The 14,469-nt window shown below is 27.2% G+C and carries 11 protein-coding genes; 2 read left to right on the top strand and 9 right to left on the bottom strand.

Translation table 11 applies throughout. From position 1 onward, the window contains the following. Positions 1 to 33: 33 nt before the first annotated feature. The 4 genes from BRSU_RS05005 to BRSU_RS04990 all read right to left on the bottom strand — a co-directional run bounded on the left by BRSU_RS05005 (position 34) and on the right by BRSU_RS04990 (position 2,262). Positions 34 to 366: an STAS domain-containing protein gene (locus tag BRSU_RS05005; RefSeq protein ID WP_012670189.1), complete on the bottom strand. Its 333-nt coding sequence runs from the start codon at positions 364 to 366 to the stop codon at positions 34 to 36. Positions 367 to 490: 124 nt separating this feature from the next. Next, the gene (locus BRSU_RS05000; RefSeq protein ID WP_048594192.1) at positions 491 to 1,009 is read right to left on the bottom strand and encodes a hypothetical protein; all 519 of its coding nucleotides are present in this window, start codon (positions 1,007 to 1,009) and stop codon (positions 491 to 493) included. 8 nt (positions 1,010 to 1,017) lie between these two features. After that, the gene (locus BRSU_RS04995; protein ID WP_048594191.1) at positions 1,018 to 1,548 is read right to left on the bottom strand and encodes a hypothetical protein; all 531 of its coding nucleotides are present in this window, start codon (positions 1,546 to 1,548) and stop codon (positions 1,018 to 1,020) included. Positions 1,549 to 1,674: 126 nt separating this feature from the next. Further along, positions 1,675 to 2,262 carry a TetR/AcrR family transcriptional regulator C-terminal domain-containing protein gene (locus BRSU_RS04990; RefSeq protein WP_048594190.1) on the bottom strand — a complete coding sequence of 196 codons (588 nt, stop codon included), beginning with the start codon at positions 2,260 to 2,262 and terminating at the stop codon, positions 1,675 to 1,677. A 307-nt stretch (positions 2,263 to 2,569) separates the two neighbouring features. On the opposite strand from BRSU_RS04990, the gene BRSU_RS04985 reads away from it, so the two are divergent. Then, positions 2,570 to 5,749, top strand: coding sequence for an efflux RND transporter permease subunit (locus BRSU_RS04985; protein ID WP_048594189.1), 3,180 nt, complete (start codon positions 2,570 to 2,572; stop codon positions 5,747 to 5,749). Positions 5,750 to 5,832: 83 nt separating this feature from the next. Here the strand turns inward: BRSU_RS04985 and BRSU_RS04980 are convergent, their stop codons facing one another. The 3 genes from BRSU_RS04980 to BRSU_RS04970 form a co-directional block, all read right to left on the bottom strand. Beyond that, positions 5,833 to 7,320 carry a hypothetical protein gene (locus BRSU_RS04980; RefSeq protein WP_048594188.1) on the bottom strand — a complete coding sequence of 496 codons (1,488 nt, stop codon included), beginning with the start codon at positions 7,318 to 7,320 and terminating at the stop codon, positions 5,833 to 5,835. A 156-nt stretch (positions 7,321 to 7,476) separates the two neighbouring features. Further along, complete coding sequence (locus BRSU_RS04975) at positions 7,477 to 8,475, bottom strand: hypothetical protein (RefSeq protein WP_048594187.1); 999 nt, start codon at positions 8,473 to 8,475, stop codon at positions 7,477 to 7,479. A 94-nt stretch (positions 8,476 to 8,569) separates the two neighbouring features. Beyond that, positions 8,570 to 10,345: a GAF domain-containing SpoIIE family protein phosphatase gene (locus tag BRSU_RS04970; protein WP_048594186.1), complete on the bottom strand. Its 1,776-nt coding sequence runs from the start codon at positions 10,343 to 10,345 to the stop codon at positions 8,570 to 8,572. A gap of 155 nt (positions 10,346 to 10,500) precedes the next feature. Between BRSU_RS04970 and BRSU_RS04965 the strand changes: the two genes are divergently transcribed. Continuing rightward, positions 10,501 to 11,475, top strand: a complete 975-nt coding sequence (locus BRSU_RS04965; protein WP_048594185.1) for a tRNA dihydrouridine synthase — start codon at positions 10,501 to 10,503, stop codon at positions 11,473 to 11,475. 63 nt (positions 11,476 to 11,538) lie between these two features. On the opposite strand, the gene BRSU_RS04960 is transcribed toward BRSU_RS04965, so the two are convergent. Then, a complete protein-coding gene (locus tag BRSU_RS04960; protein WP_048594184.1) occupies positions 11,539 to 12,525 on the bottom strand; it encodes a PTS sugar transporter subunit IIB in 987 nt (328 codons plus the stop codon). A 265-nt stretch (positions 12,526 to 12,790) separates the two neighbouring features. Then, a complete protein-coding gene (nagE, locus tag BRSU_RS04955; protein WP_048594183.1) occupies positions 12,791 to 14,251 on the bottom strand; it encodes an N-acetylglucosamine-specific PTS transporter subunit IIBC in 1,461 nt (486 codons plus the stop codon). Positions 14,252 to 14,469: the final 218 nt, after the last annotated feature.

Genomic DNA, 14,469 nt, shown 5'->3' with positions numbered 1-14,469 from the left:
TACAAAAAAAACAAATAAAATCAATCTAAAATATTAAAATGAAGCTACGGCATCATCTACGCTTTCATATACTTCAAATAAATCTTCTAATTCTACTGTTTTTAATATCTTTTTAATTATATCAGGAACACAAGCTAATACTAATCTTCCATTTTTATCTTTAATTTTTCTCATTATAGAAATGAATACTCTTATACCGCTTGAACTTAAATATTCAATACCTGATAATTCTAATATTAAATTAATAGAACCTGATTCTACTAATTGCTCTAATTCAGCTTCAATAGATACTGATAAATTAACATCTAATTTACCAACTAAACTTACAACTTTAACTTTTCCTTTATCTTCTATATTTAAACTCATATATTTCTCCTTGACTAATAATTGATTTTCTAAGTATAACAAATAAAAAAAAATATTCAATATACTTACATATATAACAATATATTAATAAAATTGTAATATATAATTTTTTAAAAATTGAATCTTATGATAAAATTCCTATCATAGCTTTTTTTTCCCAATTTATATCTGATGACTGAGGACAAGGAAAAGTACTCCATTTAACATTTTTTTTGGCAATCCAATTTTCTTTATCTTCAAAAATACCATTAAATTTCATCCATTTATTGAGTTTGGTATAATAGGAAGGTTTGTAGGCATAAGTATAGTATAATTTATTGTTTTCAACTATATACCCCTCCATAAATGTTACTTTTATAGAAGGATACCCAGAAAAAACTAGCATAAATTTATTTAAATAATCTGTATTGCTGTAAACTGCCATATTCTCATGTTTTGCCTGAATAAAACTTAATCTCTTTTTTTTGTTTATTATAAGGTCGCCATCTTCTTTGAATAGATAATCTCTATCAGTTTCCTTTACAATTCTAGTCTTTACTAATTTAATCCAGGCATTATCATAAGAAATAACGGTTTTATTAGTTATAAAAAATAAAACCGTTAAAACTAATAATATAACTAATATAATAGAAATATACGACATTATATTTTTTAATATAACTCTCCTGCATATTCACCTTCAGCCCAGTTAACATCTTCAGGCTGAGGTACAGGATAAGAATTCCAATCAGCATCTGCATTTGCTACCCATCTTTCATTTGTAAAAGTAGAGTTAGCTTTTTTCCAAGAATCTAATTTGCCTTGATAGCTTTTTATATATTTTGAATATCTCATTATTTTTCCGCCTTCTATAGAATAACCTTCAACCAAATTAAGGCCTAAAGCTGGGGCATTATCATAAAACATAGATATAGGCACCTGATGATTATAATATGCATGAGTATCTGATCTAGCCCCTATGAATTTATAAATTTTAACTAAATGAAGCGGATTATTACCTGAAACTAATTCTAAATCCCCACCAGGTCTTCCTTCATATAAAGCTCCCCTCATATCTATTGTCTTTCTAAATATAAAACTAGACCAATTTTTAGAGTAATCGCTATCTTTTGTTATATTTTGTGCATTTAAAAAATTAAATGAAAAAACAAATAGCAATACAAACAAAAATACTTTCTTCATAATAATTATATTCTCCTATTTTTCTATATATAAATCAAATAAAAAGTGTAAATGTAAAATACAATTTTCTGTATTATTATCGGAATAATATAGTAACAATAAAAAATTTAATTATAAAAATTAGATTTATTCAGAAAAAACTCTCTGCATAATAATATCTGATATATAAGATGCCAATTCTTCTACAGATATAAAACAATCATTAACTATCCAATCTGTAAGAACTGATATGAATGCTCCAGAATAAAAGCTAACCATAACCCTTATAACATTCTCTTTATTTGGGCGTATAGTCTTAAAATCTTTTATACCCTCTATCACATAAGAAGCTAAATATTCTCTCAAAATACTAGTAACACTTCCGTCTTTATTATTTTGAAATATTATTTTTAAATATTTTCTATTTAGATAAAAATACTGAAGTATTTTTTCCATTATATCAACATGCGAGTCTTTTAATTTATTTTCTATCTTATATCTATTTAAATCTTCTAAAAATTTTGCCTCATATTCATCTAATTTAGATTTTAATAATTCATATTTATCATTATAATAAGTATAAAAAGTACTTCTATGCATATTAGCTTTCGCACAAATATCAATTACTCTTATATCTTCAAACGGTTTTTCTTCCAATAAAAGACCAAGAGAGTCTTCAAGCAACTTTTTAGTTTTTTTTACTCTGGCATTATTTTTATTTGAATTGCTTTTCATATAAAATGTCCTAGATTTTGATAAATAAAAAATATTAATAGACTTATGTATATTATATTATAATATAATAAAATGTAAACAATTTATATTTTATAATTATAAATATTTTCATAAAAAACATAAATTAATTTCACAATAAACAACAATATAATATTTATGTCTATAAAATAGTCCTATTTTCTACTATTTATAAAATAATCCGATTATGAATATTATTTAATATATAATTTTTTTAATTAACAATATAAATTCATAATAAAATTTGCTATACTATAATGTATAATATATAACCTGGAATAATAATATAATGAAAAATTTAATATACTTTTTTGCTAATAATAGAATGCTGGTAAATATCATAATATTCGTTTCTATTATGATAGGTCTATATTCATACTATAATATAGATAAAGAATCATTCCCTTCTACAGACTTGGAATTAATGATTTTGCAAGTTGTTTATCCCGGAGCCTCTCCATTAGATGTTGAGCAAAATGCTGTTATACAAATAGAAGACCAATTAAGGACTATATCAGGAATAGATGAATTTACTTCTATAATAACAGAAAATGCTGCTATTATATTTGTACAGTTAGATATGGAAATAGATACAAGCAAAGCTAAAGATGAAATATTTAGAAAAATGCAAAGCGTACCAGATATGGCTTCAGAAGTTCAAACTATAGAGATAACAGATATAAACCCAAAATTGACTCCAATATATAATATAGGTGTACATTTCAAAAAAGGATATAATGGAGATGAAAAAGTTTTATACGATTTCAGTAAAGAGTTAGAAAGACAATTAAAATATGTTGATGGAGTTGCTGATATAAGGGTGCAGGGAAGAACAGATCCTGAAATAAAAATTTCAGCTGATCCTAAAAAACTTCAGGAATATTATATTTCTCTCACTGACATAGTAAATTCACTTTCTGCAAGAAACATAAGAGCTACAAGCGGTGATTTAAAAAAGCCTATTTATATGGATTTAGAAGAAAATGAAGAAGAAAAAACAATAGTTACAATGGGGCAATTTGAAAATCCTACAGAGGCTACTAATGTGGTTGTACGCTCTACTTTCAATGGTCAGAGAGTAAGGATACAGGATTTGGCAAAGGTAGACAGCGGTTTCGTTGAAAAGTCTATATATGTAAGAATAAACAGCGTAGAAGGATATTCATTAAGCATATTAAAAAAAGAAAATGCTGATATAGTAAAAACTACAGAAAATATAAATGCATTTCTTAAAAATAATCAAAATTTAATACCTGAAAATATTGAAGTTACAACTATGGGAGAAACTTCAAGAATGGTATTAGCTCTTACAAATGTTGCAACAAGCAATTTAATATTTGGTTTTATTATAATATTAGTGGTTCTTTTAATATTCTTAGATTTCAAAAGTGCCCTATTTACAAGCATAGGAATGATAGTTGTAATATTTATCACTTTTTCATATATACATTTCTCTGATTTAACATTCAATATAATATCTCTTGCCGGAATAATTACTGTTATAGGAATGGTTGTTGATAATAGTATTGTAGTGTGCGAAAATATATATGACTTTCAAAAGGTGGGAAAAACAGGTATTGACGGTACAGTAGAGGCTGTAAGAGATGTTGTAAGCCCTATAATGGTTGCTACTATGACTACCGTTGTTGCTTTTATGCCTATGCTTCTTACTAAAGATGTTGTAGGAAAATTGATTGCTCCTTTTCCTAAAGTTGTTGTAGTTGCTTTGATTGCCAGTTTATTTCAGGCTATATTCCTGCTTCCTAATAATTTGCAGGATAAAACTAAAAAGAATTCAAAATTTAATTTCCTAAAAAAAATAAAAAATCCATTAGATTTTGATAAAGAAAAACTATTCAATGCTATGAAGAATCCTTTTAATAAGGCTTTGAAAATATTATTAAAATTCAGATATCTTGTTGTTTTATTTTTTGTAATACTTTTGATATTTTCATTTTTCCTAGCAAAAGACAGCCTTAAAAAATTCATACTTATATATGATACAAGCTCAGACAGTATAATGATAAATATCGATTCAGGAATAGGAAACTCTATTAAAAACACTATGAAATATGTTGAGCAAATAGAAAATGCCATATACAAATCTGTTGATCCTAAAAACTTAGTTGCAGTAAATAGTGTAGTTGGAAAACAGGTTAATCAAAATATAGTTGATATTTCAGAGGAATCTGCAAATCTTGCCGGCATTACAGTTTATCTTATACCTTCTACAGAAAGAAAAAAAACAGCCTATGATATAATGGACGATATAAATGCCGAATTAGCAAAAACAAGTTTAAGACAGGAGCTTGATGCTTTGATGGTGTCAGTTAAACTTCCAATGGATCCGGGAAAAGCAGTTGATATAAAAATCGTAGGTAATGATATCAATCAAACTAGAAAAGTAAGAGATGAAGTAAAAGCATATTTACTTAGTTTAAACGGGGTTATAAATTATTATGATGATGACAAGATAGGAAAAGATGAATTAAGAGTATTATTCGACTATGATGAAATAGCTCAATTAGGTATGAATGTTGCTAATGTTGCAAATGAACTTAGAACTGCATACAGCGGAACAGTTGCAACATCAATACAGGAACTTGATTATAAATTAGATTTTAGAGTTCAGTTAAACAGAGATTATATATATGACACTAATGTACTTAATAATTTAGTAATACCTAATACTTATAACAGACTTCTTTATTTGAAAAATGTTGCTAAAATAGTTGAAACTAATGGAGTATCTGCAATAAGGCATTATAATGGACAGAGATGTATAACAATCAATGCAGATTTAGTTCAGGGACAAAATACATCTATACAGGTAATGTTTGCCATACAGAATAAATTCAAAGATATAAGCCAAAGATATCCTGGTGTTATAATAGGATTTGGAGGAGAGGCTGATCAAACAGTAGGTGCTTTAGATGGGCTTACAGTTACATTATTTATAGCAATAGTTTTGATATATTTAATATTATTATTACAATTTAAAAAATTCGCTCAGCCTTTGATGATAATGTTCTTAATACCATTTACATTAACAGGGGTATTCATAGCATTTTATGTTCATGGAATGCCTATGTCATTTATAGGTTTTATAGGTATAGTAGGATTATGCGGTGTACTTGTTAATGATGGTATTATAATGATAGACTTAATAAACAAAATCATAGAATCAGGTAAAACAAATCCTGATGCTTTAGATAATCCTAAAAAGTTTGCATTTGATTCTATAGTTGAAGGCGCTACTCAAAGACTTTTACCTATATTCTTAACTACAGTAACTACAGTTGGAGGATTGATGCCTACCGTTTATGGTATAGGAGGAGATGCTGATTTGATAGTGCCTATAGTTATGAGTTTAGCTTACGGACTTATATTCTCAACATTAATAACATTGATATTTTTACCTTGTGTATTTATGATAGCAGTGGATTTGAAACTTATAAAATTAAAATAATATATAAGGCTTTACCATTACAAATTAAGTAATTGAGTAAAGCCTTATTTTTTAATTAAAAAATTCATATTATTTGTTTTTATTTATCTTTCAATTAACCATTCATTACCATATTTTTTAACCTCTAAAATTACAAACTCTCCTTCATCGTTACTTATGCATAAAGAATCTGCTTCATCTCCATAAGTTACTATATCTTTAAGCTTCATTTCATTTATAATACTAATATAATAATCAATATCTTGTGTAGCTAAAAACCAATCATAATCCATACCATCAACAGTTCCATCGTTTTGTTTATTTTCTTCCAAATTCTTTTTTATTTCTTCAAAACTATTTTCTAAATTTTTAATATAATTGTCAGAAAAATATCCTGCATTTTTAAATTTAGCTATATAGAGATATACATTCTCCATATTAATCTCATAATATCCGCCGCCTTCAAAATCAAAATCTACAATTTTATTAAAAATATCATTTAATTCACTGTAATTTTCAGCATACCATCTGCAAGCATTATAATATGCTTTTTCTTTAGTGCTTTTATCATTAGAATCTACAGCATCCGCCATTTCAGGAGCTTTTTTGTATATACCAGTAAATCCATAACTTCCATTAGGCTCTGTTACCATAATAGTATCAGCATTTATAGGCTGAATAGATATAATATAACCGCCATCCATTCCTACAGTCTCTTCATAATCTAAAGTATGAGAACCTATAGCACAATGAGGCTCAACATACTGATTTTCTTCTAATATCATTTTATCTGTGTCTGTGCTTTGAATATTAGTTACTGTTTGTCCATTTTCATCTGTAGTTATGTTAATAGCATATAAATAGAAAGTTTCATCATTATTTTTCTTTAATTCTATAAAAGAATCATTATTTGAATATATACCATTAAAATTATAAGTATTAATATTACCTACTTCTTCCGGTCTATAGTCTGATTCTGATATTAATATACCTTGCTGTCTTTCATTATATGATTCAAAAGTTACATCAGCTTTATTCTCATAAGGGAAATTATCAAAGTTAGGATTTTCTTTTACTTCTCTGTAATAGTAATTAGAATAATAATTTTCTTTTTCCCATTTAGTAATTATAGTTTCATTAGGATCACTTTCATATCCTTCATAATTATCTTCATAAAGAATTCTGTTTTTTACAGAAAAGCCTTTATAATTTGTAGCTATATTACTTGGTCCTTCTTCATACTTATCCTGTATATTATAAAGTTCATAATAATAAGCGTTAGTTCCGTCTTTTGAAGATTCAAAGATATAATTTTTATCTTCTCTATAACTTCCGGAATCATATACATATTCTATATCGCCGTTATCTTTGAAAGTGTATTTAGCCATGCCGCTTATAATTATTTTATTCTTTACCTTATCCAAAAATGCAGCATCTTCATCTGATAATATTTTTGCTGCTGGTATAGTTTCATTTGACTGTACTGCTTCATTTGTATTAATAGTATTTGTATTAGTTTGATTATCAGTTTTATTACCGCATTGAATTATAATTAAAGACATTATTGTAATGAGTAAAAATATTTTCTTCATAGTTTTTCCTTTTATATTATTGAAATAAGTATACTATATAGATGTATTTATTTCAATATAAGTATTATTGATTATATATTAAATAATATTTATAAAATAAAAAGGCTCTACCAATATAGTAATTGATAAAGCCTTAAAATTTAAAACTAAATATAATTAATTAGACTGCTTTTTAAAAACTCCGCTGAATCCATAGCTTCCATTGTTTTCAACTAAAATTAAAGCATCAGAACTTATAGGAGTTATATCTATTATATATGTACCATCAGCACCGTAAACTTCTCCATACTGAATAGAATCATCAAATATTTCACAATAAGGCTCAACATACTGATTTTCTTGTAATACCATTTTATCTGTATCTGTGCTTTGAATATTAGTTACTGTTTGTCCGTTTTCATCTGTAGTTATATTAATAGCATAGAAATAGAATGTTCCGTCATCATTTTTCTTTAATTCAATAGATGCATTATAACCATTTGTATATACATTATCAAAATTATACATGCTGATATCCCCTACTTCTTCAAGTTTATAATCTGATTTTGATATTAACACACCTCTTGATATTCTATTATAGTTATCGAAAGTTACATCAGCTTTATTCTCATAAGGGAAGTTATCAAAGTTAGGATTTTCTTTTACTTCTCTGTAATAGTAATTAGAATAATAATTTTCTTTTTCCCATTTAACCATTATAGTTTCAATAGGATCGCCCTCATAACCTTCATAATTATCTTCATAAAGAATTCCATTTATTACAGAAAAGCCTTCATAATTTGTAGCTATATTGCTTGGTCCTTCTTCGTATCTATCTTGTATATTATAAGTTTCATAATAATAAGCATTAGTTCCATCTTTTGAAGATTCAAAGATATAATTTTTATCTTCCCTATAATCTCCAAAATCATATACATATTCTATATCTCCATTCTCTTTGAAAGTATATTGAGAATTTCTGTCTATTACTATTCTATTTTTTACTTTCTCTAAAAATGCTGTATCTGCTTGTGATAATATTTTTGTTGCTGGTATAGTATTATCTGACTGTACTGCTTCATTTGTATTAGCAGAAGTAGTTTGAGTATCTGTTTTATTACCGCATTGAATTATAATTAAAGACATAATCGTGATTAATAAAAATATTTTTTTCATAAGAAAATCCTTTATAGAATATTAATGACAATATACCATAAAGCCGTATTTATTTCAATAAAAACATAATAAATTTATTAAAACGTAATAATGATCAATTTAATAATCTTGCAACTAAAAGAGTAATATCATCAAATTGAGGAGTTTTTCCTCTAAATGAAATTGTTTCATTTACTATATCATCAACTAATTCTTTAGCATTATCATAATCATTTTTAAGAAGAGATTTTAATCTTTCCTCTCCGTATTCTTCTTCAGATTTATTAAATGTTTCTGTAATTCCATCAGTAAACAAAACTATAGTATCAGAACTAGAATAAGGAATTTGCTTATTTTGATAAGTAGCATTTTCAATAAATCCTAAAGGCTTTCCATGAGTATGCATCTCATGTATAGAATCCAAAGTGCTTATTGAATATTTCTTTATTAAGAACTGAGGCAAATGTCCTGCATTGGAATATGTAATAGTTTTATTCTCTGTATCAATAACGATAAGAAAACATGTAACAAACATACCATTATTAGAATCTTTGTATATATGCTTATTAGTAGATTCTAATATTTTAGCAGGATCGTCCATCTCAGAGAAATATACTCTAAGTATAGAACGAGTCATAGTCATAAAGAATCCTGCTCCTAATCCTTTACCTGATACATCAGCAATAACAAGTCCGTATTTAGTATCGCTTATTTTTATGTAATCGTAAAAATCACCGCCTACATTCTTACTAGGTATGCTTACAGCAGCAATATCAAATAATCCATTGCTTGGAAATTCTTTAGGAAGTACGCTTTTTTGAAGCTGTTCTGTAAAGTTGATTTCCTCTGTTAAAGATTCCTTTATTTTTGACTCCTCAGATAAAAGTACATGCATATAATTTTCACCAATTTGCTGAGCAAGCATTTCTAAAAGAGATAAATTGCTTAAATTAAATGCTTTATTTATATTTCTCTCAGTTGCAGAAAGAAATCCTATAATCTCATCTTTTCCAACTATAGGAGCAACCATAAAACTATTTCTAGTATATCTAAGATTTTTATTAGGTCTGAATCTAATATCTCTGTCTACATCAATAGAATAAACTGGCTTACCAGTACGAAGCACTTCAGCAAGAACGTTATCATCAACTGTTACAACACCATATTTAAGTACATTCTCATCAATACCTATTCCTGCTTTAAATTTGAAAACACCATTCTCTTTCAATATTACAGATACTCTATGTACCTCAAATGCCTCACAAACTATACTTATATTATCATTAAGTATTTCTTCAATAGTTTCGCATTTATTAATAGAAATAGACATTTGATATAAAGCACCAACCTCATAAGCTCTTGATTGTGCTCTGTCATATACCATTTTATTAACTAAAGCCAAAGATACAAGATTAGCAAATAATGACATTACAACAGTATCTTTTTCTATAAATTTACCATTCTTCTTATTAATTAAAAATAAAGAACCTATATTTTTCTTTCTTACTTTTAAAGGCACAAATAATATATTTTTTAAATCTTCCCCTAGAATCTCTTTCATAGGTATAAACGCAGAATCTTCCTGAGGATCATTAGAATATAAAGAGCAAGATGTAGTATATGCTCTTACTGCTAAAGGTTTTTCATTATCTATAATATTACCAAAAAATTTGCTTCCTAGAGGTCCTATGGACATTTCATAATGCAAATTATATAATTCTTGATCTACTAAATATAATAATATAGAATCTGTATACATTATAGTTTTTATTTCAGATATAATAGTAATCAAAGTTTCATCATGATCATTACTTGCATTCATTCTTTTAATAATTCCAGAAAATACTTCCAACTGCTTTTCTGGATCGTCAACTATATCATATATATCCACAAATTACCTCTAATTATTAGTTAGTATATACTATTTTATTATATCATAGAGTATTTTATAGTCAACATATATTTGATCTTTTTATACTCTTGAAGTTTTTTAATTAATTGTTTATATTATACCAAAATTTTAATACTATTTAATTAAAGGAAAACATGAAAAGAAATATATTAATAGAAGGAGTAAATATACCATCAAGATTTTTTTTAGCACCTATGGCTGGATATACAGACTATGTATTTAGAAGATTATCAAGAAAATTCGGAGCAGGACTTTTAATAACAGAATTAGTAAGCGCCGCTGCTTTAGCCAGACAGGTAAAAAAAACTTATAGGTATATGGAACATAAGGAAGATGAATACCCTATATCACTTCAGCTATTCGGTGCAAATGAAGATGATTATAAGAGAGCCATAGAAATAACAGATTTAAGCGGTTTTTCTTTTATAGATATTAATATGGGATGTCCTACAAAAAAAGTGGTAAAAAATAATGGAGGTGCGGGACTTTTAGAAGATACTGATAAAATGATTTCAGTATTAAATGCTGTAAAAAGTGTATCACCTTTACCTGTAAGCGTTAAAATAAGATTAGGACTAAAAAGAGGTGAAGGCGGAGAAATAGAAAGAGCTTTAGCTATGAAAGAAAATGGAGCATGCTTTTTAACATTACATGGAAGATATGCAAGTGACATGTACAGAGGAACAGCTGATTGGGAAGCTATAGCAAAAATAAAAGAAGCATTAGGTGAAGATTATATTTTAATAGGAAACGGAGACATAAAAAATAAAGAAGATGCTGTAAAGGCATTCAATATATCTAAAGTTGATGGAATAATGGTAGGACGAGGTGCTATAGGAAATCCTTGGATATTTACAGAACTTAATACTATATTCGAAGATAACGATGAATATAATAATGAAATAAAAGAAGAAGACAATTTAAAAAATATAATAAAAGAACATATAAACGGATGCTGCGAACTTTATGGAGAAGTTAGCGGAATACATTTTATGCGTAAGTTTATTATGAAATATCTTACCGGATATAGAATGGAAAATAAAATAGAACTTATGAAATGTGAAAACAAAGAAGAATTATTTAAAATATTGGATAACATTATAATATAAGTACAAAATATATATTTTGATTATAAAAATGGAGGGTACTTACATAATACCCTCCATTTTATTTTAAATTACAAATTTTTTAAATTCATTGGCAAGTAAATTAGCATCAATACCAACTACAATATGAATCTCATGATCACTTATCTTTTCAACAGCAGGATAATATTTCTTAATACTTTCAATATCTACTTTATTAATATCTTTAATTTCTAATCTTAATCTAGTAGCACAATTAGTAACTTTAGTTATATTATCTATACCGCCTACCAATGGAAGAATTAAAGCTGTTTTGAATTTATGGCTTTCAAATATTTTTCTAAAAGCATCAGCAAATAAACTTGCATCCGTACCAATTACTATATGAAGCTCTGTATCACTTATTTTCTGTACAGCAGGATAATATTTCTTTATTTCTTCAATATTTACTTTATTAGCATCTTTTAATTCAAGTCTTAATCTAGTAGCACAATTATTTATTTTTACAACATTTTCTATTCCACCAAGCATAGGAAAAAGAAGCCAAGCTCTATAAGAATAGTTTGTATTTGTATTATTGTCAGAGATATTTAAAATCTTTGATAATTCATTAGCAACCTCAGAAGCCTTAGTGCCTACTAATACATGAACCTCTTTAGCACTTATTTTCTGTATTACAGGATAATATTTCTCTTCATTAACTTTATCAGCATTCACAACTTCAAGTCTAACTCTAGTAGCACAATTATTTACTTTTACTATATTTTCTCTTCCTCCAACCAAAGGAATAAGAGTCATAGCCATACTAGAAGGATCATAATCAAAAGCTATTATTCTTCTTAAAGATTCAGCAAGTTCGCTTGCATCTGTACCAACTACTATATGAACTTCTGTATCATTTATTTTCTGTACAACAGGATAATATTTCTTTATTTCTTCAGCATTTACTTTATTTGCATCTTTTACTTCTAGTCTTAATCTAGTAGCACAGTTGTTTACTTTTACTATATTTTCTCTGCCTCCAAGTAAATCCATAGGGAGCATAAATTTAACATCTTTTTTATTTGATTCCATTATAAAACCTCATTATGTCAATATATAATAAATACTAACATAATATTTATTTTATTTCTAGTATAATTTAAATATTGTACTTATAGTCTATAATTTTTAATAAATACAATTATATATAGATAAAATATGTTACAAACATAACATAAATATATAATCATATAATTCAAAATATTTTTATATAAATACTAACATTAATTTATTTTTACAAAAAATAGCCTGCAATATAAAAATGCAGGCTATCATAGATCAATTATTATATAAATAATTATTTTTTAGCAACTTTCTTAAATTCATCTGCTAAGAATTGTACTTTAGGTCCTACAATCACTTGTACAGAAGTTTTACCAGGAGTTAATACACCAGGGAATATCTTTTTAATTTCAGCAGCTTGTATTATAGTATTATCTTTTACTTCTAATCTTAATCTAGTTGCACAGTTATCAATATCAACTATGTTTTCTATACCGCCAAGTAAAGGAAGAAGTAACAATGCTTTTTCTGCATAAGAAGCATCACCAGAAGATGTTACAGTAACTTCTACATCATCATCATCTTCTCTTCCAGGAGTTTTAAGATTGAATTTTTGTATAGCAAAATTAAATATAACAAAATATAATACAAAGAATACTATACCTTGTATAATCAACATATACCAGTTACAAGCTAGTGGGTTTTTAGTAGAAAGAAGCAAGTCTATTAAACCAGCTGAGAATCCAAATCCAGCCATCCATTTAAAGCTAGCAGAAATAATCAAAGAAATACAAGTAAGTAAAGCATGTATTACATATAATACAGGAGCCACAAACATAAATGAGAATTCTATAGGTTCAGTAACACCAGTAAAGAAGCTAGCAAAACCAGCAGCCAACATTATAGATTTAATTTTATTTCTATTTTCAGGCTTAGCATTTTTGATGAAAGCTAAACAAGCACCTAAAAGTCCGAACATCATAATAGGGAAGAAACCAGCCTGATACATACCTGTAACACCTATTGTAGCTGTACCAGCATCTATAGAAGCCTGTCCTCCTAAGAAATTAGGTATATCATTAATACCAGCAACGTCAAACCAGAATACTGAGTTAAGAGCATGGTGCAAACCAACAGGGATTAATAATCTATTGAAGAAACCATAAATACCTGCTCCTATAGGACCAAGACCGATTATAGCTTCACCAAATGCTACTAAACCGCCGTAAATAGCAGGCCAAATAACCATTAAGATGAAAGATACTACCATCATAACTACAGATGTAATTATTGGTACGAATCTTCTTCCGCTGAAGAATGCCAAAAATTCAGGCAATTTGATTTCAGAAAATTTATTATATAAACCTCCTGCTATAACACCGCATAATATACCTATAAATTGGTTATTGATTTTAGCAAAACCAGCAGGAACTTGCTCTACAGGTTTACTTTGAATCATACCAACTGTAGCAGGAGCTAAAAGAGTTGTTACAACAAGAAAAGCAACCAAACCAGCTAAAGCAGCAGAACCATTTCTATCTTTGGACATACCGAAAGCAACACCAATAGCGAAAAGTATAGGCATATTGTCTATAATAGATCCTCCAGCTTTAATAAAGAAAGCTGCAACAGGACTTCCGCCGCCCCATCCATTTGGGTCAATCCAATAACCGATACCCAATAGAATAGCTGCTGCAGGCAATACAGCAACTGGAACCATTAGGGACTTACCTATTCTTTGTAGATAATTAAACATATATCCTCCATAAAAATTAAAAAAGTAAAAAATAATTATTCTTTACTTATATATTATAGTATAATACTTATTTCTTATATTATCAAGTATTATACAATTTATTCATTCTTTTTTTACCATTTTTATAAAAATGCAAATTAAACTGAACATTCATAAAAACTATTACAATATTTTTTAGCATAAAGTTATTTACTTTATAAACATTTGTGATAAAATAA

The organism is Brachyspira suanatina, assembly GCF_001049755.1.
Taxonomy (GTDB): Bacteria; Spirochaetota; Brachyspiria; order Brachyspirales; family Brachyspiraceae; genus Brachyspira; species Brachyspira suanatina.
Note: the sequence above shows the minus strand (reverse complement) of the source record. Positions and strands in the feature narration are given on the sequence as shown.

Bases quoted from the DNA above. Each gene is read 5' to 3' on its own strand.
- nagE (WP_048594183.1), bottom strand. From the start codon at position 14,251: ATGTTTAATTATCTACAAAGAATAGGTAAGTCCCTAATGGTTCCAGTT.
- BRSU_RS04965 (WP_048594185.1), top strand. From the start codon at position 10,501: ATGAAAAGAAATATATTAATAGAAGGAGTAAATATACCATCAAGATTT.
- BRSU_RS04975 (WP_048594187.1), bottom strand. From the start codon at position 8,475: ATGAAAAAAATATTTTTATTAATCACGATTATGTCTTTAATTATAATT.
- BRSU_RS05000 (WP_048594192.1), bottom strand. From the start codon at position 1,009: ATGTCGTATATTTCTATTATATTAGTTATATTATTAGTTTTAACGGTT.
- BRSU_RS04995 (WP_048594191.1), bottom strand. From the start codon at position 1,548: ATGAAGAAAGTATTTTTGTTTGTATTGCTATTTGTTTTTTCATTTAAT.
- BRSU_RS04985 (WP_048594189.1), top strand. From the start codon at position 2,570: ATGAAAAATTTAATATACTTTTTTGCTAATAATAGAATGCTGGTAAAT.
- BRSU_RS05005 (WP_012670189.1), bottom strand. From the start codon at position 366: ATGAGTTTAAATATAGAAGATAAAGGAAAAGTTAAAGTTGTAAGTTTA.
- BRSU_RS04980 (WP_048594188.1), bottom strand. From the start codon at position 7,320: ATGAAGAAAATATTTTTACTCATTACAATAATGTCTTTAATTATAATT.
- BRSU_RS04960 (WP_048594184.1), bottom strand. From the start codon at position 12,525: ATGGAATCAAATAAAAAAGATGTTAAATTTATGCTCCCTATGGATTTA.
- BRSU_RS04990 (WP_048594190.1), bottom strand. From the start codon at position 2,262: ATGAAAAGCAATTCAAATAAAAATAATGCCAGAGTAAAAAAAACTAAA.